Origin of the sequence: Streptomyces mashuensis, from assembly GCF_014654785.1 — a bacterium.
In the GTDB taxonomy this organism is placed as follows: domain Bacteria; phylum Actinomycetota; class Actinomycetes; order Streptomycetales; family Streptomycetaceae; genus Streptomyces; species Streptomyces mashuensis.
In genome coordinates this window covers 144407-166293 of the sequence record NZ_BNBD01000006.1, presented here as the reverse complement: position 1 = coordinate 166293, position 21887 = coordinate 144407, and the positions used below count along the sequence as shown (strand labels likewise).

At 72.6% G+C, this 21887-nt stretch carries 22 protein-coding genes and 1 riboswitch; of the genes, 15 read left to right on the top strand and 7 right to left on the bottom strand.

Going from position 1 to position 21887, the window contains the following annotated elements:
- Positions 1-148 precede the first annotated feature (148 nt).
- The 3 genes from glyA to gcvT form a co-directional block, all read right to left on the bottom strand.
- Positions 149-1417: a serine hydroxymethyltransferase gene (gene glyA, locus IE305_RS17205; RefSeq protein WP_190130486.1), complete on the bottom strand. Its 1269-nt coding sequence runs from the start codon at positions 1415-1417 to the stop codon at positions 149-151.
- Positions 1418-1455: 38 nt separating this feature from the next.
- A complete protein-coding gene (gene gcvH / locus IE305_RS17200) occupies positions 1456-1833 on the bottom strand; it encodes a glycine cleavage system protein GcvH (RefSeq protein ID WP_190130485.1) in 378 nt (125 codons plus the stop codon).
- An 88-nt stretch (positions 1834-1921) separates the two neighbouring features.
- Entirely contained in the window at positions 1922-3037 is a 1116-nt protein-coding gene (gene gcvT / locus IE305_RS17195; RefSeq protein ID WP_190130484.1) for a glycine cleavage system aminomethyltransferase GcvT, read from the bottom strand.
- Between the two features lie 191 nt (positions 3038-3228).
- Positions 3229-3338, bottom strand: a riboswitch (glycine riboswitch).
- A gap of 135 nt (positions 3339-3473) precedes the next feature.
- On the opposite strand from gcvT, the gene IE305_RS17190 reads away from it, so the two are divergent.
- The 10 genes from IE305_RS17190 (at position 3474) to IE305_RS17145 (ending at position 14768) form a co-directional block, all read left to right on the top strand.
- A complete protein-coding gene (locus tag IE305_RS17190; RefSeq protein WP_229891100.1) occupies positions 3474-4055 on the top strand; it encodes an AAA family ATPase in 582 nt (193 codons plus the stop codon).
- A 66-nt stretch (positions 4056-4121) separates the two neighbouring features.
- On the top strand, positions 4122-4877 hold the full coding sequence (locus IE305_RS17185; RefSeq protein WP_268255933.1) for an enhanced serine sensitivity protein SseB: 756 nt from the start codon (positions 4122-4124) through the stop codon (positions 4875-4877).
- Between the two features lie 87 nt (positions 4878-4964).
- On the top strand, positions 4965-5780 hold the full coding sequence (locus IE305_RS17180; RefSeq protein WP_190130482.1) for an enhanced serine sensitivity protein SseB C-terminal domain-containing protein: 816 nt from the start codon (positions 4965-4967) through the stop codon (positions 5778-5780).
- A 391-nt stretch (positions 5781-6171) separates the two neighbouring features.
- Positions 6172-7170, top strand: a complete 999-nt coding sequence (locus IE305_RS17175) for an ABC transporter permease (protein ID WP_190130481.1) — start codon at positions 6172-6174, stop codon at positions 7168-7170.
- 61 nt (positions 7171-7231) lie between these two features.
- Positions 7232-9046, top strand: coding sequence for an ABC transporter substrate-binding protein (locus IE305_RS17170; protein ID WP_229891098.1), 1815 nt, complete (start codon positions 7232-7234; stop codon positions 9044-9046).
- 117 nt (positions 9047-9163) lie between these two features.
- Positions 9164-10162, top strand: a complete 999-nt coding sequence (locus IE305_RS17165) for an ABC transporter permease (protein WP_190130480.1) — start codon at positions 9164-9166, stop codon at positions 10160-10162.
- The gene (locus tag IE305_RS17160; protein ID WP_190130479.1) at positions 10159-11226 is read left to right on the top strand and encodes an ABC transporter ATP-binding protein; all 1068 of its coding nucleotides are present in this window, start codon (positions 10159-10161) and stop codon (positions 11224-11226) included. Before IE305_RS17165 ends, IE305_RS17160 begins: the two co-directional genes overlap by 4 nt.
- Positions 11223-12311, top strand: coding sequence for an ABC transporter ATP-binding protein (locus IE305_RS17155; protein WP_373311659.1), 1089 nt, complete (start codon positions 11223-11225; stop codon positions 12309-12311). Before IE305_RS17160 ends, IE305_RS17155 begins: the two co-directional genes overlap by 4 nt.
- Before the next feature lie 76 nt (positions 12312-12387).
- The gene (locus tag IE305_RS17150) at positions 12388-14007 is read left to right on the top strand and encodes a M1 family metallopeptidase (RefSeq protein ID WP_190130477.1); all 1620 of its coding nucleotides are present in this window, start codon (positions 12388-12390) and stop codon (positions 14005-14007) included.
- A 92-nt stretch (positions 14008-14099) separates the two neighbouring features.
- Complete coding sequence (locus IE305_RS17145) at positions 14100-14768, top strand: trimeric intracellular cation channel family protein (protein WP_190130476.1); 669 nt, start codon at positions 14100-14102, stop codon at positions 14766-14768.
- A 14-nt stretch (positions 14769-14782) separates the two neighbouring features.
- On the opposite strand, the gene IE305_RS17140 is transcribed toward IE305_RS17145, so the two are convergent.
- The gene (locus IE305_RS17140) at positions 14783-15382 is read right to left on the bottom strand and encodes a TIGR03086 family metal-binding protein (protein ID WP_190130475.1); all 600 of its coding nucleotides are present in this window, start codon (positions 15380-15382) and stop codon (positions 14783-14785) included.
- Between the two features lie 69 nt (positions 15383-15451).
- Between IE305_RS17140 and IE305_RS17135 the strand changes: the two genes are divergently transcribed.
- Positions 15452-16405 (top strand): helix-turn-helix transcriptional regulator, encoded by a 954-nt coding sequence (locus IE305_RS17135; RefSeq protein ID WP_190130474.1) that lies wholly within the window; start codon positions 15452-15454, stop codon positions 16403-16405.
- A 246-nt stretch (positions 16406-16651) separates the two neighbouring features.
- A complete protein-coding gene (locus tag IE305_RS17130; RefSeq protein ID WP_190130473.1) occupies positions 16652-17821 on the top strand; it encodes a cysteine desulfurase family protein in 1170 nt (389 codons plus the stop codon).
- On the opposite strand, the gene IE305_RS17125 is transcribed toward IE305_RS17130, so the two are convergent.
- Positions 17818-18450 (bottom strand): N-acetylmuramoyl-L-alanine amidase, encoded by a 633-nt coding sequence (locus IE305_RS17125; protein ID WP_190130472.1) that lies wholly within the window; start codon positions 18448-18450, stop codon positions 17818-17820. The genes IE305_RS17130 and IE305_RS17125 overlap by 4 nt on opposite strands.
- Before the next feature lie 48 nt (positions 18451-18498).
- On the opposite strand from IE305_RS17125, the gene mnmA reads away from it, so the two are divergent.
- Positions 18499-19653 (top strand): tRNA 2-thiouridine(34) synthase MnmA, encoded by a 1155-nt coding sequence (mnmA, locus tag IE305_RS17120; protein WP_190130471.1) that lies wholly within the window; start codon positions 18499-18501, stop codon positions 19651-19653.
- Here the strand turns inward: mnmA and IE305_RS17115 are convergent.
- Positions 19647-20168 carry a Uma2 family endonuclease gene (locus IE305_RS17115; RefSeq protein WP_268255934.1) on the bottom strand — a complete coding sequence of 174 codons (522 nt, stop codon included), beginning with the start codon at positions 20166-20168 and terminating at the stop codon, positions 19647-19649. The genes mnmA and IE305_RS17115 overlap by 7 nt on opposite strands.
- A 153-nt stretch (positions 20169-20321) precedes the next feature.
- Positions 20322-20600, bottom strand: coding sequence for a hypothetical protein (locus IE305_RS33065; protein WP_229891094.1), 279 nt, complete (start codon positions 20598-20600; stop codon positions 20322-20324).
- Here IE305_RS33065 and IE305_RS33060 point away from each other — a divergent pair.
- Positions 20590-20901: a hypothetical protein gene (locus IE305_RS33060; RefSeq protein ID WP_229891092.1), complete on the top strand. Its 312-nt coding sequence runs from the start codon at positions 20590-20592 to the stop codon at positions 20899-20901. The genes IE305_RS33065 and IE305_RS33060 overlap by 11 nt on opposite strands.
- A gap of 242 nt (positions 20902-21143) precedes the next feature.
- Positions 21144-21848 (top strand): SDR family oxidoreductase, encoded by a 705-nt coding sequence (locus IE305_RS17105; RefSeq protein ID WP_190130468.1) that lies wholly within the window; start codon positions 21144-21146, stop codon positions 21846-21848.
- Positions 21849-21887: the final 39 nt, after the last annotated feature.

Genomic DNA, 21887 nt, shown 5'->3' with positions numbered 1-21887 from the left:
GTCGTGGGTCGTGCTGGTGGTGCTCTGTTTCAGTGTGCACGCTCGTGGTGCAGTGATGGAGCGGACGGGGCGCCGCACATCTCACAGTGTGTGCGGCGCCCCCTGCCCCTCGGTGAACGGCGGGTTACCGACCGTTACCCGTGGTGCCTCAGTCCTGCTTCAGGCCCGCGTACAGCGGGTGCTTGTCCGCGAGGGCGGTGACGCGGGCGCGCAGCGCCTGGACGTCGTAGGACGGCTTGAGGGCCTCGGCGATGATGTCGGCGACCTCGCGGAAGTCCTCGGCCTGGAAGCCGCGGGTGGCGAGGGCCGGCGTGCCGATGCGCAGGCCGGAGGTGACCATCGGCGGGCGCGGGTCGTTCGGGATGGCGTTCCGGTTGACCGTGATGCCGACCTCGTGGAGACGGTCCTCGGCCTGCTGGCCGTCCAGCTCGGAGTTGCGCAGGTCGACCAGGACCAGGTGCACGTCCGTGCCGCCGGACAGCACGGAGACGCCGGCCTCCTTGACGTCCTCGCGGGTCAGGCGGTCGGCGAGGATCTTGGCGCCCTCCAGCGTGCGGCGCTGGCGGTCCTTGAACTCCTCGCTCGCGGCGACCTTGAACGCCACGGCCTTGGCCGCGACGACGTGCTCCAGCGGGCCGCCCTGCTGGCCGGGGAAGACCGCGGAGTTGATCTTCTTGGCCAGCTCCTGGGTGGAGAGGATCACACCGCCGCGGGGGCCGCCGAGCGTCTTGTGCGTGGTGGTGGTCACCACGTGCGCGTGCGGCACCGGGTTGGGGTGCAGCCCGGCCGCCACCAGGCCCGCGAAGTGGGCCATGTCGACCATCAGGTACGCGCCGACCTCGTCGGCGATGCGGCGGAAGGCGGCGAAGTCCAGCTGGCGCGGGTAGGCCGACCAGCCGGCGACGATCAGCTTCGGGCGGTGCTCCTTGGCGAGGCGCTCGACCTCGTCCATGTCGACGCGGTTGGTCGCCTCGTCGACGTGGTACGCGACCACGTTGTAGAGCTTGCCGGAGAAGTTGATCTTCATGCCGTGGGTCAGGTGACCACCGTGCGCCAGGTTCAGGCCCAGGATGGTGTCGCCCGGGCTGAGCAGGGCGAACATCGCCGCCGCGTTGGCCTGCGCGCCGGAGTGCGGCTGCACGTTGGCGTGCTCGGCGCCGAACAGCGCCTTGACGCGGTCGATCGCGATGCGCTCGACGACGTCGACGTGCTCGCAACCGCCGTAGTAGCGGCGGCCCGGGTAGCCCTCGGCGTACTTGTTGGTGAGGACGGAGCCCTGGGCCTCCATGACCGCAACCGGAGCGAAGTTCTCCGAGGCGATCATCTCGAGGGTGGACTGCTGGCGGTGGAGCTCGGCGTCGACGGCGGCGGCGACGTCGGGGTCGAGCTCGTGGAGGGAGCTGTTGAGGAGCGACATGAGGTGTTCCTGGACTTCCCTTGGGGCGGAGGAGGGGGTCAGCCGGCGAATTCCGTGTACGCGTCGGCGGTCAGGAGGTCCGCCGGCTCGTCCGTGATCTTCACCTTGAACAGCCAGCCGCCCTCGAAGGGGGCGGAATTCACCAGCGAGGGGTCGTCCACGACGTCCTGGTTGGCCTCGACGACCTCGCCCGACACCGGGGCGAAGAGGTCGCTGACCGACTTGGTCGACTCCAGCTCGCCACAGGTCTCACCAGCGGTGATGGTGTCACCGACCGCGGGGAGCTGGGCGTAGACGACGTCACCGAGCGCGTTGGCCGCGAACTCGGTGATACCCACCGTCGCCACACCGTTCTCGTCGGTGGCCGACAGCCACTCGTGCTCCTTGGTGTAGCGCAGCTGCTGGGGGTTGCTCATGGCTCGATTCTCCTGTACGTGCGTGAGTGCTTCGGCATCGGGTCTTGACAGGTGAGACAGAAGTGGGACGGGGGTGGTGTCCGAGGGGTCAGCGGGCCCGCTTGTAGAAGGGGAGCGCGACGACCTCGTACGGCTCGTGGCTGCCGCGGATGTCCACCGCCACGCCCTCCGTGCCGGGCGTGGCGTGCTCCGCGTCGACGTAGGCGATCGCGATCGGCTTGGCCAGGGTGGGGGAGGGGGCGCCGGAGGTGACCTCGCCGATCACCGCGCCGCCCGCCACCACCGGGTAGCCGGCGCGCGGCACCCGGCGGCCGGTGGCGACCAGGCCCACGAGCTTGCGCGGCGGCTGCTGCGCGGCGCGCTCGGCCGCGGCCTCCAGCGCAGCGCGGCCCACGAAGTCGCCCGGCTTGTCGAACTTGACCACGCGGCCCAGACCGGCGTCGAAGGGCGTCGTCGCCGTGGTCAGCTCGTGCCCGTACAGCGGCATGCCGGCCTCCAGGCGCAGCGTGTCACGGCAGGACAGGCCGCAGGCGACGAGCCCGGCCTCCGCGCCGGCCTCGGTGAGCGCCTGCCACAGCTTCTCCGCGTCGCCCGGCGCGACGAACAGCTCGAAGCCGTCCTCGCCGGTGTAGCCCGTGCGGGCGATCAGCGCGGACACGCCGGCGACGGTGCCGGGCAGGCCCGCGTAGTACTTCAGGCCGTCCAGGTCGGCGTCGGTGACCGCCTTCAGGATGCCGGGGGAGGCCGGGCCCTGGACGGCGATCAGCGCGTAGTTCTCCCGGTCGTCGCGGACGGCCGCGTCGAAGCCGGCGGCGCGCTCCGTGAGGGCGTCCAGCACCACCTGGGCGTTGGAGGCGTTGGCGACGACCATGTACTCCTGCTCGCCCAGGCGGTAGACGATCAGGTCGTCGAGGATGCCGCCGTCCTCCCGGCAGATCATCGTGTAGCGGGCGCGGCCCACGGCGAGCGCCGAGATGTGACCCACGAGGGCGAAGTCGAGGGCCTCGCCGGCCTGCGGGCCCGTGAGGGTGATCTCGCCCATGTGGGACAGGTCGAAGAGGCCGGCGCGGGTGCGCACGGCCACGTGCTCGTCGCGCTCGCTGCCGTAGCGGAGCGGCATGTCCCAGCCCGCGAAGTCGGTCATCGTGGCGCCGAGGGCGCGGTGCAGCGCGTCCAGGGGCGTGCGGCGGGGGGCGTCGGTCATGTCAGGCTCCCGGGCATGAGTCGCGGCGGAGGAATACCGAGGTGAGGAAACACCGAGGTACGGCCTCCCCATCTGTCATCGGAACCTGAGAGGTTCACCGTGACCCCCGCCTGTCAGAAAGGGTCACGGCTTGCACCTTCGGTGGGACCGGGCCCTCCGCGACGGAAGGACGGTCCGCTTTTCAGATCTGCCTCACCCTCGCGGTACGGGGCCTGAGAGATTCAAGGGAGGAACTTGCTCCTTCGGCGCCCGGTGCGCGGCGTCGTACGACGCGGCACCGGGACTCTCCCGCGGGGGCTCGAGCGGCGCGATATGGAGTTGGGCGCGCACATCATTGCACGTACGAGCGTGCGACGGACTGCCCACCGCCCCATGACTTCGATTACGTTTTCCTGGAACGGGAGGGGGAGGGACGGCGGACAAGGTGCGGACGGACGTGACGGCGCGGGCCCCGGCCTGCCCGGACCGCGTCCGGGAACTGCGGTATCCGGCGGGTGACGTGCTGGTGGTCTCCGGGCTGCCCGGAAGCGGGAAGTCCACGCTGATCAAGCGCGCCGTGCGCGACGAGGCGGTGCTGTGCATCGACTCGCAGGACGCGCGCGCCCGCGTCGAGCGCCGGCTGCCGCCCGGGCTGCGCCGGCTCCCCTACGCCCTCTACCGGCCGGTCGTGCGCGGCGCGCACTACGCGGCCCTGCGCCGGGCCCTGCGCTCCGGCACCAGCCTCGTGGTGCACGACTGCGGGCAGTGGCCCTGGGTGCGCCGCTGGCTCGCCCGCGGCGCCGCGCGCCGCGGCGGCTCCCTGCACGTCCTGCTGCTCGCCGTGGACCCCGAGGTGGCGCTGGCCGGCCAGGCCGCCCGGGGCCGTACGGTGTCGCCCGCCGCCTTCCGCCACCACCGCCGCGCCATGGACCGCCTGACGCGCTCCGCGCTGGCCCCCGGCGGCGTGCCGGGCGCCGCCACCACCCGCGTGCTGGACCGCGCCGCCGCCACGGCGCTGCGCGCCATCACGTTCGGGTGACGGCGGGCTCCCGCCGTGCGGGGCACCCCTGTTCGCGGCCCGGGGTCCAGCCGTTATCTTTCGGGGGTGAGCATTCCCGAGCACTCCACCCCGTGGCCGGCCAACGAGCTGGAAGAGGTCCTCGCCGCGTCCGTGGGCATGCCCGGCGCCGGCCCCCGCATCGTCGACGTGCTCGGCCGCAGCAGCATCTGGGTGCCGCTGCCCAACGGCGGCGGCCCGGACAGCCCCGACCTCGACCTGCCCGCGCTGGAGCTCGACGGACAGGCGTACGTACCGGTGTTCAGCTCCCACGAGCAGTTCCTGCGGGTGATGGGCCCGCACACCTCCTTCGCCGTCGCCCCCGCCGTGCAGTTCGCCCGCGGGCTGCCCCCGCAGGTGGGCATCGCCGTCAACCCCGAGGGCACGGTCACGGTGCCGCTGCCGCCCCCCGCCGTCGCCGAGCTGTGCCGCGCCGGGCACGTCCCGCTCGACCCCGCCGAGCCCAGCGGCGGCCGGGTCCGGCTGTTCCAGCCCGACTGGCAGGAGGAGCCCACCGGTTTCCTCGCCGCCGCCGGACTGGAGTTCCGCAACACCCCCGGCGTCCGCACCGCGCGGCGCGCCCTCGCCAGCGTCGAGGGCGGCGACCCCGCCCTGTTCATCGGCGTCGAGCTCGACCTGCCCGACCCCGACAGCCGCGCCGCCGCCATGAACGCCCTCGGCCGCGCGCTGGGCGGCGCGCCCGTGCCCTGGCCCGTCCAGATGGTGTTCCTCGACGTCGCCAACGACCCCGTGGGCCACTGGATCCGCGACACCGTCCGGCCGTTCTACGACCGTGACCTGTGACGGCGGCCCTGCCCGCGGCCGCGGGCTCGTAAGCTGGTTGGACGACCGGACAGCCGGAACAAGAGCCGAGAGAAGAGGCGGACCCAGGTGAGCGCGGGCGCGGAGGGCGGCGTCGAGCAGGTGCTGCGCCAAGTGGCGCCCGGCCGGTACGAGACGTACGAGGCGTTGCTGCGCGCCCTGGCCGAGGGCCGGGTGTGGATGCTGCTCTGGCACGGGCAGCCCGGCGCCCCCGACGCCCAGTACGGCAACATGGAGGTCGAGGGCCACGGCTACGCCCCCTGCGTGACGTCCGCGCAGGAGCTGGCGGCCAGCGGCTGGACCCGCGCCCACGAGGTCGTGCCCGTCACCGCGGTCGCCGCCTCCCTCTACCCCGAGCGCTGGGGCCTGTGGCTCAACCCGCACGCGCCCGGCGGCGGCGTCGGCGTGCCCTGGGCCGACCTGCGCCGCATCGCCGGCGGCCTGGACCGGCTGCCCGCCGGCCCGCTGCGGCTGAGCGAGCCCGCCCTGGAGATCCCGCAGTTCTACGCCCTGCTCGGGCAGAACGCGCACCGCACCCCCGCCGTACGGGCCCTGCGCCGCGCCTGGGTGCAGCCCGCGCTGGGCACGCCCTACCTGGCCATCGGCCTCGATCTGTACGACGCGTCGCCGGCCGCCGTGGAGTCGGTGCGGCAGATGATGCGGCAGTCCGTGGACGCGGTGCCCGAGGGGCTGCCGGTCTCCACGGTGGCGCTGTCCGACGCGTACGACCCGGTCGCGCTGTGGATGCGGGCCCACGCCCGCCCGTTCTTCGACCGGGACGCCTACGGGGGTGCCGCGCCCGAGGCCCCGGCGGCGTCCTCCGGGCACGCGGGCTACGGTTACCCGCCGCCGGCGCAGCCCGGCTGGCAGGCCGGCACCTACTGATCCCGGTACTGATCCCGTACCGGTCCCCGTACTGATCCCCGTACCGATCCCGGGGAGCCGTGTCCGTATAACGGAACCTCCCTTCGCAGATCACGGTTGCGCATCCTTTGCGGGCCAGGGCTGGCGACTGATCGCGGACGCGATGAAGACTCCCCGCATCGAGGGCCGCCGGCTCCCCGCAGCGCCGGAAACGCCTGCTCCGCGGCCCCCCGTGTGCACTGCCCCGCACTGCCTCAGCTCCGTGTGAACGTCCCGCGCAACAGCACCACTTGCACGCCCTGCACGTCCCGTACGTCCTGCACGTCTGGCACGTCCTGCACAGGTGAGTGAACCCGCCGCGGCGCGGCGGGCGTTGGGCCGGCCGTACGCCGGCCGAGAGGGGTCCGCAGACATGACGGCACCACTGCACGACACGGGCGCGGCCGAGACCGCAGCCGTCGATGTCACCGCCGGCGCGCCGGCCAAGGCCATCGAGGGGCGCTCGCCCTGGCGCATCGCCTGGGTGCGGCTCCGGCGCGACAGGATTGCGCTGGCCGGCGGCGTGGTCGTGCTGCTGCTGGTCCTCGTGGCCGTGTTCGCCCCGCTCATCGTGAGCCTGCTGGGCCATCCGCCGAACGAGTACCACGAGGAGCGCATCGACGCGCTGTTCGGCACCCCGAAGGGCGCCTGGGGCGGCATCGACAAGGACTTCCTGTTCGGCGTCGAACCCGTCAACGGCCGGGACGTCTTCAGCCGCGTCGTCTACGGCGCCCGCGTGTCACTGCTGGTGGCCTTCCTCTCCGCGGTGGTGGCCGTGGTGGTGGGCACCGTGCTCGGCGTCGTCGCCGGCTACTTCGGCGGCTGGATCGACACCGTCGTCAGCCGCGTGATGGACGTGCTGCTGTCCTTCCCCCAGCTGCTGTTCATCATCGCGCTCGTCTCGGTCATGCCCAACTCCCTGCTGGGCCTGAGCGGTTCGGGCGTGCGGATGGCCGTGCTGATCCTGGTGATCGGCTTCTTCGGCTGGCCCTACGTCGGCCGTATCGTGCGCGGCCAGACGCTGTCGCTGCGCGAACGGGAGTACGTCGAGGCCGCGCGCAGCCTGGGGGCCGGGCGCGGCTACATCCTCTTCCGCGAGCTGCTGCCCAACCTGGTCGCCCCGATCACCGTGTACGCCACGCTGATGATCCCCACCAACGTGCTCAACGAGGCGGCGCTGAGCTTCCTCGGCGCCGGGGTGAAGTCGCCGACGTCGTCCTGGGGGCAGATGCTCTCCAAGGCCGTCACCACCTACGAGTCCGACCCCATGTTCATGATCATCCCGGGTCTGGCCATCTTCGTCACCGTGCTGGCCTTCAACCTCTTCGGCGACGGCGTGCGCGACGCGCTGGACCCGAAGGGCTCGCGCTGAGCCGGCGCCCTTCCGCACCCAACGCCGACACCACCGCCCACACCACGGAGGTCACGACACCTTGAGCGCGAGAAAAGCCGGAAAAATCACGGCGTCACCGACATCGCAGGCATCCCGGGCCGGGCGTCGCACGGCCGCCGGCGCGGCCCTCGTCGTCGCGGCCCTCGTCTCCACCGCCGCCTGCGGCGGCGGTGGCGGCGGCAAGGACGGCAAGGGCGGCGGCAAGGCCGCGGGCTTCAACGCCGGCATCAACAAGGTGGCGAGCGCCTCGGACAAGAAGGGCGGCGAGCTGAAGTTCATCGGCACCCAGGACGCCGACTCCTGGGACCCGCAGCGCGGCTACTACGGCTTCATGTGGGACTTCGCCCGCTACTACACCCGTACGCTCGTCACCCCGAAGCCCGCGCCCGGCGCGCAGTCCGTGGACGTGGTGGCGGACATGGCCACCGACACGGGCAAGCTGTCGGACGACAAGAAGACCTACACCTTCACCCTGCGCGACGGCCTCACGTGGGAGGACGGGCAGCCCGTCACCAGCAAGCAGATCAAGTACGGCATCGAGCGGACCTGGGCCACCGACAAGATCTCCGGCGGCCCCCAGTGGCTGATGCAGGTGCTGGACCCCGAGCGGTCCTACAAGGGCCCGTACAAGGACGACACGCCCGACAAGCTGGGCCTGAAGGCCATCGAGACGCCCGACGACAGGACCATCGTCTTCCATCTGCCCAAGCCCAACGGCGACTTCCTGCAGATGCTGGCCATCCCGGCCGCCGCGCCGGTGCGCCCGGACAAGGACACCGCCGAGAAGTACGGGCTGAAACCATTCTCCAACGGCCCGTACAAGTTCGTCTCCTACACCGCCAACAAGGGGCTGGAGCTGGTCCGCAACGACAAGTGGAACCGTGACTCCGACCCGGTGCGCAAGGCCCTGCCCGACAAGATCTCGCTCCGGCTGACCAGCAACGCCGACGACATGGACAAGAAGCTCATCGCCGGCGAGTACGACGTCGACATCAACGCCACGGGCATGGGCTCCGCCGGCCGGCAGAAGGCCCTCCAGTCCAGCCGCGGCAACATCGACAACCCGCAGACCGGCTTCATCCGCTTCGCCGCCTTCCCCAAGTCGGTCGCCCCGTTCGACAACGAGCACTGCCGCAAGGCCGTCATCTACGCCTCCGACCACACCTCCCTCCAGACCGCGCGCGGCGGCCCCGAGGCCGGCGGCGACATCGGCACGAGCATGCTGCCGCCCTCCGTGAAGGGCTACGACCCCGGCTACGACCCGTTCAAGCTCAAGCAGGGCAAGCCCGACGAGGCCAAGGCCAAGGAGGAGCTGAAGGCGTGCGGCAAGCCCGACGGCTTCCGCACCACCATCGCGGTCCGCAACAACAAGCCGCAGGAGATCGCCACCGCCGAGTCCATGCAGGCCGCCCTGAAGAAGGTCGGCATCGACGCCCAGATCGACCCGTACGACGGCGCGCAGAGCACCGGCATCATCGGGGCGCCCAAGAACGTCAAGGCCAAGGGCTACGGCATCCTCGTCTTCGGCTGGGGCGCCGACTTCCCCAGCGGCCAGGGCTTCCTCCAGCCCCTCGCCGACGGGCGCTTCATCCAGGAGAGCGGCAACCAGAACTTCCCCGAACTCGACGACCCGGCCATCAACAAGCTCTTCGACGACGCCATCGCCGAGACCGACCCCGACAAGGCGGGCAAGCTCTACCAGGAGGCCAACAAGAAGGTCACCGAGGGCGCCTGGTACATGCCCTTCACCTACGAGAAGAACATCATCTGGCGCAGCTCCCGGCTGACCAACGCCTACACCTCGGACGCCTACAACGGGCGTTACGACTACGCCTCCCTGGGCGTCGTCAGGTGACCGCCGCTCCGTCCGCTCCGCCGGCACAGCCGCCCCTAGGCCCGAAGGGCAGGTGAGGGCCGCGCGCGGCGGCCGGGGACCGTCCTTCCGTCCCCGGCCGCCGCCGGGCCGACCGCAGTGTTCGCTTACCTCGTCAGGCGGCTGTTCGCCGTCATCGTGATGCTGGGCGTGGTCGTCCTGGTGACGCTGAGCATCTTCTTCGCCATCCCCAAGCTCACCGGGACGGACGTCGCCACGCTCTTCGTCGGGAAGCAGGCCGACCCCGCGTCCATCGAGGGCATCCGGCAGAAGCTCGAACTCGACGACCCCATCCTCGTGCAGTTCTGGCACTTCGTCTCCGGCCTGTTCGCCGGCCGGGACTACACCGGAGGGGGCACCACCGAGCACTGCCCGGCACCCTGCTTCGGCTACTCCTTCCGCAACGAGCAGCTGATCTGGCCCGTGCTGACCGACCGGCTGCCCGTCACGCTCTCCCTCGTCTCCGGCGCCGCCGTGCTGTGGCTGCTGGGCGGCGTCGCCACCGGCGTCGTCTCCGCCCTCAAGCGCGGCACCCTCTGGGACCGCTCCGCCATGACGGTCGCCCTCGCCGGCGTGTCCCTGCCCATCTACTTCACCGGCCTGCTCTCGCTCGCCGTCTTCCACTACTGGCTGGGCTGGGTCGACGGCGAGTACACCGACTTCGCGGAGGACCCCGGCGCCTGGTTCAGCGGCCTGATGATGCCGTGGATCACGCTGGCCTTCCTCTACGCCGCCATGTACGCCCGGCTCACCCGCGCCACCATGCTGGAGGTGCTCGGCGAGGACTACATCCGCACCGCCCGCGCCAAGGGCCTGCGCGAGCCCGTCGTCATCGGCAAGCACGCCATGCGCTCCACCATGACGCCCGTCCTCACCATCCTCGGCATGGACCTCGGCGCCCTCATCGGCGGCGCGATCCTCACCGAGTCCACCTTCAACCTCCAGGGCCTGGGCCGGGCCGCGGTCGTGGCGATCGGCGAGCGCGACCTGCCGATGATCCTCGGCGTCACCCTCTTCACCTCCACCGCCGTCATCGTCGCCAACCTCGTCGTGGACCTCCTGTACGCCGTGATCGACCCCCGAGTGAGGCTGTCGTGACCCCTGCCCCCACCGCCTTCCTGGAGGTGCGCGACCTGCGCGTGCACTTCCCCACCGACGACGGCCTGGTGAAGTCCGTGGACGGGCTGTCCTTCACCCTGGAGAAGGGCCGCACCCTCGGCATCGTCGGCGAGTCCGGCTCCGGCAAGTCCGTCACCTCCCTCGGCATCATGGGCCTGCACACCGTCGGCCAGTACGGCCGCCGCAAGGCCCGCATCAGCGGCGAGATCTGGCTCGACGGCACGGAGCTGATGAGCGCCGGCCCCGAGGAGGTGCGCCGGCTGCGCGGCCGCGACATGGCCATGATCTTCCAGGACCCGCTGTCGGCCATGCACCCCTACTTCACCGTCGGCGCCCAGATCGTCGAGGCGTACCGGGTCCACCACGACGCCGACAAGGCCACCGCCCGCAAGCGCGCCGTCGAACTGCTCGACCGGGTCGGCATCCCCGAGCCCCACCGCCGCGTCGACGACTACCCGCACCAGTTCTCCGGCGGCATGCGCCAGCGCGCCATGATCGCCATGGCGCTGGTGAACAACCCCGAGCTGCTCATCGCCGACGAGCCCACCACGGCCCTCGACGTCACCGTCCAGGCCCAGATCCTCGACCTCATCCGCGACCTCCAGAAGGAGTTCGGCTCGGCCGTCATCATCATCACCCACGACCTGGGCGTCGTCGCCGAGCTGGCCGACGACATCCTCGTGATGTACGCGGGCCGCTGCGTCGAGCGCGGCCCCGCCGAGCAGGTCTTCCATCACCCCCAGCACCCGTACACCTGGGGCCTGCTGGGGTCCATGCCGCGCATCGACCGCGAGCAGACCGAGCGGCTCATCCCCGTCAAGGGCTCGCCGCCCAGCCTGATCAACGTGCCGCCGGGCTGCGCCTTCAACCCGCGCTGCCCCTACGCGGACGTACCGGCCGGCGACGTCACCCGCACGCAGCGGCCCGAGCTGCTCCCGGTGCCGGGCGCCACCGCCCACCACTCCGCCTGCCACCTGCCGCCCGCGGAGCGCACCCGGATCTGGAACGAAGAGATCGCACCGAAGCTGCGGGGTACGTCGTGAGGAAAGCCGTGACCAACCAGGACGCTGTGACGAACGAGGGTGCACCGCTCCTCAAGGTCGAGGGGCTGGTCAAGCACTTCCCGATCCGCAAGGGCCTGCTCCAGCGCACGGTCGGCGCCGTCCAGGCCGTGGACGGCATCAGCCTGGAGGTGCGCGCGGGGGAGACCCTCGGCGTGGTGGGCGAGTCGGGCTGCGGCAAGTCGACCATGGGCCGGCTCGTCACCCGGCTGCTCGAACCGACCGCCGGCCGCATCGAGTTCGAGGGCACCGACATCACCCACCTCGGCGTGGCCGGGATGCGCCCGCTGCGCCGCGACGTGCAGATGATCTTCCAGGACCCGTACTCGTCGCTCAATCCGCGGCACACCGTCGGCAGCATCGTCGGCGCCCCCTTCCGCCTCCAGGGCATCACGCCCGACGGCGGGGTGAAGAAGGAGGTGCAGCGGCTGCTGGAGCTGGTGGGCCTCAGCCCCGAGCACTACAACCGCTACCCGCACGAGTTCTCCGGCGGCCAGCGGCAGCGCATCGGCATCGCCCGCGCCCTCGCCCTCAAGCCCAAGCTGGTCGTCGCCGACGAACCGGTCTCCGCGCTCGACGTGTCCATCCAGGCCCAGGTGGTCAACCTCCTGGACGACCTCCAGGACGAGCTGGGGCTGACGTACGTCATCATCGCCCACGACCTGTCGGTCATCCGGCACGTCTCGGACCGCATCGCGGTGATGTACCTCGGCAAGGTGGTGGAGCTCGCCGGCCGCGCCTCCCTCTACACCGGGCCCCGGCACCCGTACACCAAGGCGCTGCTGTCGGCCGTGCCGGTGCCGGACCCGGCGCGGCGCACCAAGCTGGGGGCACCTCCCGGCGGTAGCCGGGGGCGCATTTTGCTCAAGGGCGACGTGCCCTCGCCCATCGCTCCGCCGTCCGGGTGCCGCTTCCACACGCGCTGCTGGAAGGCCACGGACGTGTGCAAGCAGCAGGAACCACCCCTGCTCGAACTGGCCCCCGACCACCGGGTGGCCTGCCACCACCCCGAGCCGGCGGCGGACTCCCCGGCCGATGCGGCCAAGGCGGTGGGGCCGAACCGGTGACAGGGGACGTGCGGCGGCCGTACCCGCGTGCGAAGCTGACTTTCGCGTGCGCGAACGGGCTCGAAAGGGACGGCCGATGGCACCACCCCCCAAACCGCCTGCATTCTCCATACCGCCGGCGCTGCTGCGGGCCCTGACCGGTCTGCGGGAGCGAATAGGCGCCCGAACAGGCGCCTGCGCGGAACGGATACGCGCCTGCCGGGAGTGGACCCGCGCCCGCCTCCGCCGCCTGCGGACCCCCGCCCTGCGCGCCTGGGCCTTCCTCCGGCCCCCCGGCCGCGGCCCCCTGCGGCTCATCGCCGTCGGCGCCCTCGCCGGCACCGTCGTGGCGGTCCTCACCGGCCCCGCCCGTCCGCCCCGCACCCCGGCCGGCCCCTCCCAGCGGCCCACGGCCGGCGCCGCCGGCATCGGCGACGCGTACTTCCCGGGCCTCGGCAACGGCGGCTTCGACGTCCGCCACTACGACCTCGACCTCCGCTACGCCCCCGGCACCGGGCGGCTCGACGGGCGCGCCACGATCACCGCGCGCACCACGCGGGCCCTGTCCTCCTTCGACCTCGACCTCCAGCAGCTGGACGTCCGCTCCGTGGAGGTCGACGGCAGGCCCGCCGCGTTCGTCCACGCCGGCGACGAACTGGGCATCCGCCCCGCCCACCCCCTGCCCAAGGGCCACACCTTCACCACCACCGTCACGTACGGCGGCACGCCCCGGCCGCTCGGCGGGCCCGTCGTCTTCGGCTCCCGCTACGGCTGGATCCGGACCCGCGACGGCGCCTTCGTCGCCTGCGAGCCCAACGGCGCCTCCACCTGGTTCCCCGCCAACGACCACCCCTCCGACAAGGCGACCTTCGACGTGCGCATCCGCGCGCCCAAGGGCCTGACCGCCATCTCCAACGGCCGGCTCGTCTCGCTGACCGACGACGGCGACCACGCGGTCGCCCACTGGCGCGAGAGCCAGCCCATGGCGCCCTACCTGGCCACCGCCACCATCGGCCGGTTCCGGGTCCGGCAGGGCCGGACGCCCGCGGGCATCCCCATGTACGTGGCCACCGACCCCGCGCTGGCCGGCCGCGGCCCCGACTTCTACGCCCTGACCGCCGAGGTCACCGACCACTGGGCACGCGTCTTCGGCCCGTACCCCTTCGAGCAGACCGGGGCCGTGGTCGACGACGTGCCCGAGGCCGAGTTCTCGCTGGAGACCCAGACCAAGCCGCTGTACTCGGCCGTACGGGACGAGTCGACGATCGTGCACGAGCTGGCCCACCAGTGGTTCGGCGACTCCGTCTCCGTCGAGCGGTGGCAGGACATCTGGCTGAACGAGGGCTTCGCCACGTACGCCGAATGGCTGTGGGACGAGCACAAGGGCCGGCAGAGCACCCACCGGTCCTTCCTCGCCGCCTACAACCAGCGCTCCGCCGGCGACCCCTTCTGGCAGATCGACATCGCCGACCCGCGCCGCGAGACGCTGCTGTCGCGCTCCGTCTACTACCGCGGCGCCATGACCCTCCAGGTGCTGCGCGAACGCATCGGCGACCGGGCCTTCTTCTCGCTGCTGCGCCAGTGGACCCGGATGCACCGCGGCGGCAACGTCCGGACCGGCCAGTTCATCGCCCTCGCCGAGGCCGTGTCGCACCAGGACCTGAGCAAGCTCTTCGCCACCTGGCTCTCCAGCCGGGACAAGCCGAAGCTGGGCTGAGCGCCCTCACCCCCGTCGCCCCCGTCGTCCATGTCATCCCAGCAGGTGACACGCCGAACAGGAGCACGGCCGGCGCCGAGTAAGAATGTCTGGTGCTCACCGATCTGTTCAGCCCCACCGTCCAGCACTCGCTGGACCTCGCAGGGATCTTCGTCTTCGCCATCTCGGGCGCGCTCCTGGGCGTGCGCAAGAACTTCGACGTCTTCGGCATGGCGGTCCTGGCCGAGGTCACGGCGCTGGGCGGCGGGCTGTTCCGGGATCTGATCATCGGCGCGGTGCCGCCCGCGGCCTTCACCGACCTGGGCTACTTCCTCACCCCGCTGCTCGCCACGGTGATCGTCTTCTTCCTCCACCCGGAGGTCGAGCGCATCACCAAGGCCGTCAACGTCTTCGACGCCGCCGGCCTCGGCCTCTTCTGCGTCGCCGGCACCGTCAAGGCGTACGACCACGGCCTCGGGCTGACCTTCGCCGCCACCCTCGGCCTGGCCACCGCCGTGGGCGGCGGCGTGCTCCGCGACGTCCTCGCCCACGAGGTGCCCTCACTGCTGCGCTGGGACCGCGACCTGTACGCCGTCCCCGCCATGGTCGGCTCCACCATGGCCGCGCTCCTCATCCGCTACGGCGAGCTGAACGCGCAGACCAGCATGGTGCCGGCCCTCACCGCGTTCGCCCTGCGGCTGATGGCCATGCGCTACCACTGGCGCGCACCGCGCGCCTGGCACCGGCGCAGCGCGGCCACGGAGGGGCCGGACGGCACCTGACCGGCCCCACCCGGTCAGCCCGCCTGCCCCACGGGCCGGCCCAGCCACGCCGCCAGCCGGTCGTACGCGCCGGCGTCCTCCGCCACCGGCTGCACCGGGCCGAACGGCACGCCCTCGCCACGACGGTCCGCCGCCAGCGCCCGCCGCGCCCACGCCAGCGCGTACTCGGCCAGCTCCTCGTCCAGCGGGAACGGGTCGCCGAGCGCGCGCGACAGGTCCCAGGTGTGGGCCACGGTCTCCAGCACGCAGCCGCTCGCCAGGTACGCGCCGCCCGGCATCTCGCCCCACGGCACGCGCACGGGCCGCTCCAGCAGCGCGTCGTCCGACCAGACGGCCAGCAGATGCGCGGCGGCCTCCTCGTACTCCTTCGCCCACGCGCCGTCCGGCACGCCGGCGGGCGGCGCGAGGGTGACGTCGCGGTTCCGCTCGCCGAGGGCGGCACCGGCCCGGGCGCCCGCGACGAGGTGGGCGAGCAGCCCGCGGACGTCGAACTCCTCGCACGGGGTGGGGTCGCCCAGCCGGCCCTCGGTGGCGGCGGCGATCAGCCGGGCGACCTGGGCGGCGGCGCGGCGGTAGAGGGGACGGGGGTCGGCGGTGGTGATCTCGCTGTTCATGCGCCGCAGCCTGCCGCCATAACCTGACACCTGCCGTCAGGTTTTCCGGAGACGGGGGGAGAACGAAAAATGAAGGCGGACCGCCTGCTGTCGGTGCTGCTGCTCCTGCAGAGCCGGGGCAAGGTCCCGGCGGCCGAGCTCGCCCGGCGGCTGGAGGTGTCGGTACGGACCGTCTACCGCGACGTCGAGGCGCTGTCCGCCGCCGGCGTCCCCGTGTACGCGGAACGCGGCCGGCACGGCGGCATCGCGCTGCTGCCCGGCTTCCGCACCGACGTGACGGGCCTGACGGCGGACGAGGCCCGCGCCCTGTTCGTGCTCGCCGGGCCGGGCACGCACGCCGCGCTCGGCCTGGACGGCGCACTGGGCTCGGCGCTGCGCAAGGTCATGGCGGCGCTGCCCGCACCGCACCGGCCCGCCGCCGAGGCCACCAGCCGCCGCATCCTCGTCGACCCCGTCCGCTGGATGGCGGGCCCCGGCCCCGGCGCCGACCTGGGCGACCTGCACACGGCCGTCTTCACCGACCGGCGGCTGCGGCTGCGCTACCGGCACGCCGGGCAGGCGGAGGCGCGCACGTACACCGTCGACCCGTACGGCCTGGTCGCCAAGGCGGGCGTCTGGTACCTCGTGGCGGACCGCCGCGGCCGCCCCCGGCTGTTCCGCGCGGACCGCGTCGCGGCCGTGACGGTCACGGACGACCCGGTCCGGCGCCGGCCGGGCACCGAGCTGACGGACGTGTGGCAGGTCCTGCGCCGGCAGGTGGAGGAACGCCCGGCGGAAGCCCTGGTACGGGCAACGGTGCGCCGGCACCGCCTCGACTTCTTCCTCCGCCTCCACGGCGGCCTCCTCACGGGCCCGCCGACGGACGACGACCCGGCGGTGGTGGAACTCGCCCTGCCGGACCCGAGGGCCGCACGGGCACTGCTGGCGTTCGGAGCGGACGTGGAGGTGCTGGGGCCGGAGGAGGTGAGGGCGGATCTGAGGGAGCGGGCGGAGGAGATCGTGGCGCTGTACGACGGGTATTGACCAAAGCCGGCTGCCGGGCGGGCTGTACGACGGGCATCAGCCAAATCCAGCCCCGCCGGCGTTTGAGGCGCGGGGGTCCGGGGGCGGAGCCCCCGAAAGGGCCGCGCGCAGCGCGGCCGGGGCCCGGGGGCCTGCCCCCGGTTTCGGGAAAGGGCGGGGTGGGGAAAGGCCCGGCGCAGCGCCCCCCGCAGCGCCCCCCACGCACCCGCACCCGCCCCCGCCCGCACTCGTAGAATCGTGCCCACCATGGCCTACCTCGACCACGCCGCCACCACCCCGATGCTCCCGGAGGCGGTGCAGGCGATGACCGCCCTCCTCCCGCTCGCGGGCAACGCCTCGTCGCTGCACGCCGCCGGCCGGCGGGCCCGCCGTACCGTCGAGGAGGGCCGCGAGTCGCTCGCGGCCGCCCTCGGGGCCCGCCCCAGCGAGGTGGTGTTCACCGCCGGCGGCACGGAAGCCGACAACCTCGCCGTGAAGGGCCTCTACTGGGCCCGCCGCGCCGCCGACCCGGCCCGCACCCGCGTCCTGACCAGCCCCGTCGAGCACCACGCGGTCCTCGATGCCGTGCACTGGCTCGCCGACCACGAGGGCGCGGCCGTCGAGTACCTGCCGGTCGACGCGCTCGGCCGGGTGCACGCGGACGCGCTGCGCGAGGCGATAGCCCGGAACCCCGCGGACGTGGCGCTGGTCACGGTCATGTGGGCCAACAACGAGATCGGCACGGTCATGCCGGTGCGGGAGCTGACCGCCGTCGCCGCGGAATACGGCATTCCGGTGCATGCGGACGCGGTGCAGGCCGTCGGCCAGCTGGACGTGGACTTCGCCGCGTCGGGGCTCGCCGCGATGACCGTCAGCGGGCACAAGATCGGCGGCCCGTACGGGGTCGGGGCGCTGCTGCTGGGCCGCCAGTACGCGCCCGTACCGCTGCTGCACGGCGGCGGCCAGGAGCGCCAGGTCCGCTCCGGCACGCTGGACGTGCCGGCCGTGGCGGCGTTCGCCGTGGCGGGCACGCTGGCTGCGGAGCGGCGCGCGGAGTTCGCGCGCGAGATCGGGGCGCTGCGGGACGAGCTGATCGCGGCCGTACGGGCGGCCGTGCCGGACGCGGTGCTCGGCGGCGACCCTGACCCGGCGGGCCGGCTGCCCGCCAACGCGCACTTCTCCTTCCCCGGCTGCGAGGGCGACTCGCTCCTGCTGCTGCTCGACGCGCAGGGCATCGAGTGCTCGACGGGCTCGGCGTGCACGGCGGGCGTCGCCCAGCCCAGCCACGTCGTCCTGGCCACCGGCACCGACCCGGACCTGGCGCGGGGCACGCTGCGGTTCTCGCTGGGCCACACGTCGACGAAGGAGGACGTGGCGGCGGTCGCGGCGGCGATCGGCCCGGTCGTGGAACGGGCCCGCACGGCGGGGCTCAGCTAGGCGGCGGCCCGCACCAGGCGGAGGTACCGCTCCCAGTCCCAGTGCGGCCCGGGGTCGGTGTGGTCCGTCCCCGGCACCTCGACGTGCCCGACGATGTGCCCGCGGTCCACGGGGATGCGGTAGCGCGCGCAGATCCCGGCGGTCAGGCGGGCCGACGCCGCGTACAGGGCGTCCGTGAAGCCGGCCGGGCGGTCGACGAAGCCCTCGTGCTCGATGCCGATGCTGCGCTCGTTGAACCGCCGGTTGCCGGAGTGGAAGGCGACGTCGAGCTCGCGGACGAACTGGGCGACGCGGCCGTCCTCGCGCACGACGTAGTGCGCGGCCGCGCGGTGCACGGGGTCGCGGAAGACGGTGCGCGCGTCGGCGAAGCTGCCCTCGACGACGTGGACGACGACCCGGTCGACGGCGTAGTCGCCGGGGCGGTCGGCGCGCCGCCAGTTGGCCGACGAGGCGGCGATCCACTCGGCGCCGGGGTGGTCGACGGCGCCGTCCGTGCGCGGCTTCTCGACGCCGGGGAGCCGCCACCACCAGCGGGTCAGTTCGTCCTGGGCGGCGTACCCGGCCGCGCCCGCGGCCACGGCCGCCCCGCCGCCGATCAGCAGTCCGCGCCGGCTGATGCCCCGCGCCATCGGTCTCCCCCCTTCGCCGGTGGACGCACACCGTACTCTGGAGGGGCTATGAGTGACTTCCCCGGTGCACCTTCCGCCCCTCGCGACGGCCGTCGCCTCCGCGTGCTCGCCGCCATGTCCGGCGGCGTCGACTCCGCCGTCGCCGCCGCCCGCGCCGTCGAGGCGGGGCACGACGTGACCGGCGTGCACCTCGCGCTGTCGGCGAACCCGCAGTCCTTCCGGACGGGCGCCCGCGGCTGCTGCACGATCGAGGACTCGCGCGACGCCCGCCGCGCCGCCGACGTCATCGGCATCCCCTTCTACTGCTGGGACCTGGCCGAACGTTTCCGCGAGGACGTGGTCGAGGACTTCGTCGCCGAGTACGAGGCCGGCCGGACCCCGAATCCGTGCCTGCGCTGCAACGAGAAGATCAAGTTCGCGGCGCTGCTGGACAAGGCCCTCGCGCTGGGCTTCGACGCGGTCTGCACCGGCCACTACGCGACGGTCGTGGTGAACGAGGACGGCACGCGCGAGCTGCACCGGGCGTCCGACATGGCCAAGGACCAGTCGTACGTGCTGGGCGTGCTGGACGAGCGGCAGCTGGCCCACGCGATGTTCCCGCTGGGCGACACGGTCACCACGAAGGACGAGATCCGCGCGGAGGCGGAGCGGCGCGGCCTGGCCGTGGCGAAGAAGCCCGACAGCCACGACATCTGCTTCATCGCCGACGGCGACACGCAGGGCTTCCTGGCGAAGCGCCTGGGCAAGGCGGAGGGCGACATCGTCGACGAGGCCGGCAACCGGCTCGGCACGCACGAGGGCGCGTACGGCTTCACGATCGGCCAGCGCAAGGGCCTCCGCATCGGCCACCCGGCCCCGGACGGCAAGCCGCGCTATGTCCTGGACATCTCCCCGGTGACCAACACGGTGACGGTCGGCCCGGCGGAGGCACTGGACGTCACGGCCCTCACCGCCATCAAGCCCCGCTGGTGCGGCGTCGCCCCGGAGGGCCCGGGCACGTACACGGCCCAGCTGCGCGCCCACGGCGGCGAGACCGAGGTGACGGCGGAACTGGTGGGCGAGGAGCTCCGCGTCCGCTTCACCGAGCCGGTCCGCGGCGTGGCCCCGGGCCAGGCGATCGTGCTGTACGACGGGACGCGCGTGGTGGGCTCGGCGACGATCGCGGCGACGGAGCGGGTGCGTACGGGGGCGGCGGCTCAGTAGGTGCGGAGGGCCGAGGTGTCGAGGTCGGTGTCGATGGGGGCGCCGATGGGCACCGGGTCGCCGAACTTGCTGACGACGCGGGAGCGGTCCCTGCCGTCCTCGGGCAGTGAGTGGAGCACGCACTCGCGGTTGATGGGGTTCACGACGAGGTAGTAGGGGATGCCTGCGATCGCGTACTTCTCGACCTTGCGGCGGGTGTCCTTGTCAGCGGTCGACGGGGAGACGACCTCACCGACGAGCGCGAGCTCGTCCGCCGGGAAATCCTCGTGGTTCACGCCCTGGTGGGAGAGGTCGGCCACGGACAAGTCGGGGCGCAGATAGGTCATGCCCTGCCAGCTGTCATGGACAGTGTTGACCTTGGTCGCGACGCACCACTGGGCAGCCAGCTGGGTCAGGAGGGTGACCACCATCCGGCCATGAGCCCACCCGACCAGGGTCTCGATGCAGACCTCTCCGTCGATCATTTCGGCGTGCAAGTCCGGGAATGCTGCGTCGATTGCTTCGAATCGATGCATTTCGAGGTTCGTCACCGGGCGCTCCAGCTGAAGTGTCCTGCGTCCGCCCGCGGCAGGGCAGCGACGTGCGGACGACTCTGCCCCAGGCGGCAAGTCGTCCGCACGTCGCTACCGTGTTCTTACTCCGAATAGGGGAACCTGTGTACGGCGGCCTCAGCTCCGCGTCGCCTGCGTCACCGAGCACTTGAACGTGCCGCCCGGGGCGCCCGGCTTCGGGACGTACGGGGTGGAGACGTCGAGGGAGTCCGTCTTGCCCGGGCGGACCCAGGGGATCGACGGGTGGCGCGTGGCCGTGCGGCCGTCGGGGAGGGTGAAGTCCACGGTGAGGCTGTAGCTGTAGGTCTGCGTCGCGCTGCCGTTCGTGGCGCTGATCTTCGCCGTGATGCCGCGGGCGTCGCTGTACGTGCAGCTGTCGATCTTGATGTCGCGCATCGCCTCGTTGCCCGAGCTGCTGCCCCGGCCGGACGAGCCCAGCACCGAGGAGCTGCCGCCGGAGGTGGTGGTGCTGTCCGTGCCGCCGCTCGTGGTCATGCCGCCGCCCGACGTGCTGCTGTCGGTGCCGCCCGTCGTCGTACCGCCCGTCGTCGTCGTGCCGCCCGTCGTGCTCGACCCGCCGGACGAGGAGCTGCTGCTGTGGTGGCTGGAACCGCCGCCGCAGCTCGCGCCGTGGTGGCCGCGGGCGCCGGTCAGGGCGACGACGCAGACTCCGAAGACGGCGGCCGCGCGGACATGACGAAGCTTCACGCTGTGAACTCCCCCGGTTGGTGGCTGAAAAGCAGTGCTCGCGAACCTGAACCTTGACGAGCGCACGTCACGCTAACAATGGCTTTACACCTCGCCAAACCACGGTTGTTCCTGTGACAGGGCCGGAACCGAACAGGTCCCGAACCGGTACATGGCACGGCCGGAATCCGGACATACCCCGCGCCGCCCCGCCCAGCCCCGCCCCCGCGCCCGTAGGGCAAGCTGGGGGGCATGGCAACACATCTGATCACCGGGGCAGGATCGGGCATCGGAGAGGCGGTCGCGCGGCGGCTGCACGAGCGCGGGGACGAGCTGTGGCTCGTCGCGCGCGACGCCGGGCGCGCCAAGGAACTGGCCGCCGCGTTCCCCGGTGCCCACACCCTCGTCGCCGACCTCGGCAACCCCGACCGGCTGTCCTGGGCGCTCGGCCACCAGACGCTCCCCGACCGCCTCGACTCCCTCCTGCACGTCGCCGGGGTCGTCGACCTCGGCACGGTCGGCGAGCTGACCACGAAGACGTGGAACAGCACCCTCGCCGTCAACCTCGTCGCGCCCGCCGAGCTGACCCGGCTGCTGCTGCCGCAGCTGCGCGTCTCGCAGGGCCACGTCGTCTTCGTCAACTCCGGCGCCGGCCTGCGCGCCAACGCCGAGTGGGGCGCGTACGCCGCCAGCAAGCACGGCCTGAAGGCCCTCGCCGACGCGCTGCGCGCCGAGGAGCACACCCACGGCGTGCGCGTCACCAGCGTCTACCCGGGCCGCACCGCCACCGCCATGCAGGTGAAGGTGCACCAGCAGGAGGGGAAGGCGTACGAGGCCGGCAAGTGGATCAGCCCGGAGTCGGTGGCCACGACCGTGCTGTGCGCGCTCGACCTGCCGCGCGACGCCGAGGTGCACGACCTCACCGTCCGCCCGGGATGGTCCGGGTCCGCCGGGTGACGTCTCGTACGCTTCCCGGGTGAGCGAGAACAACAGCAG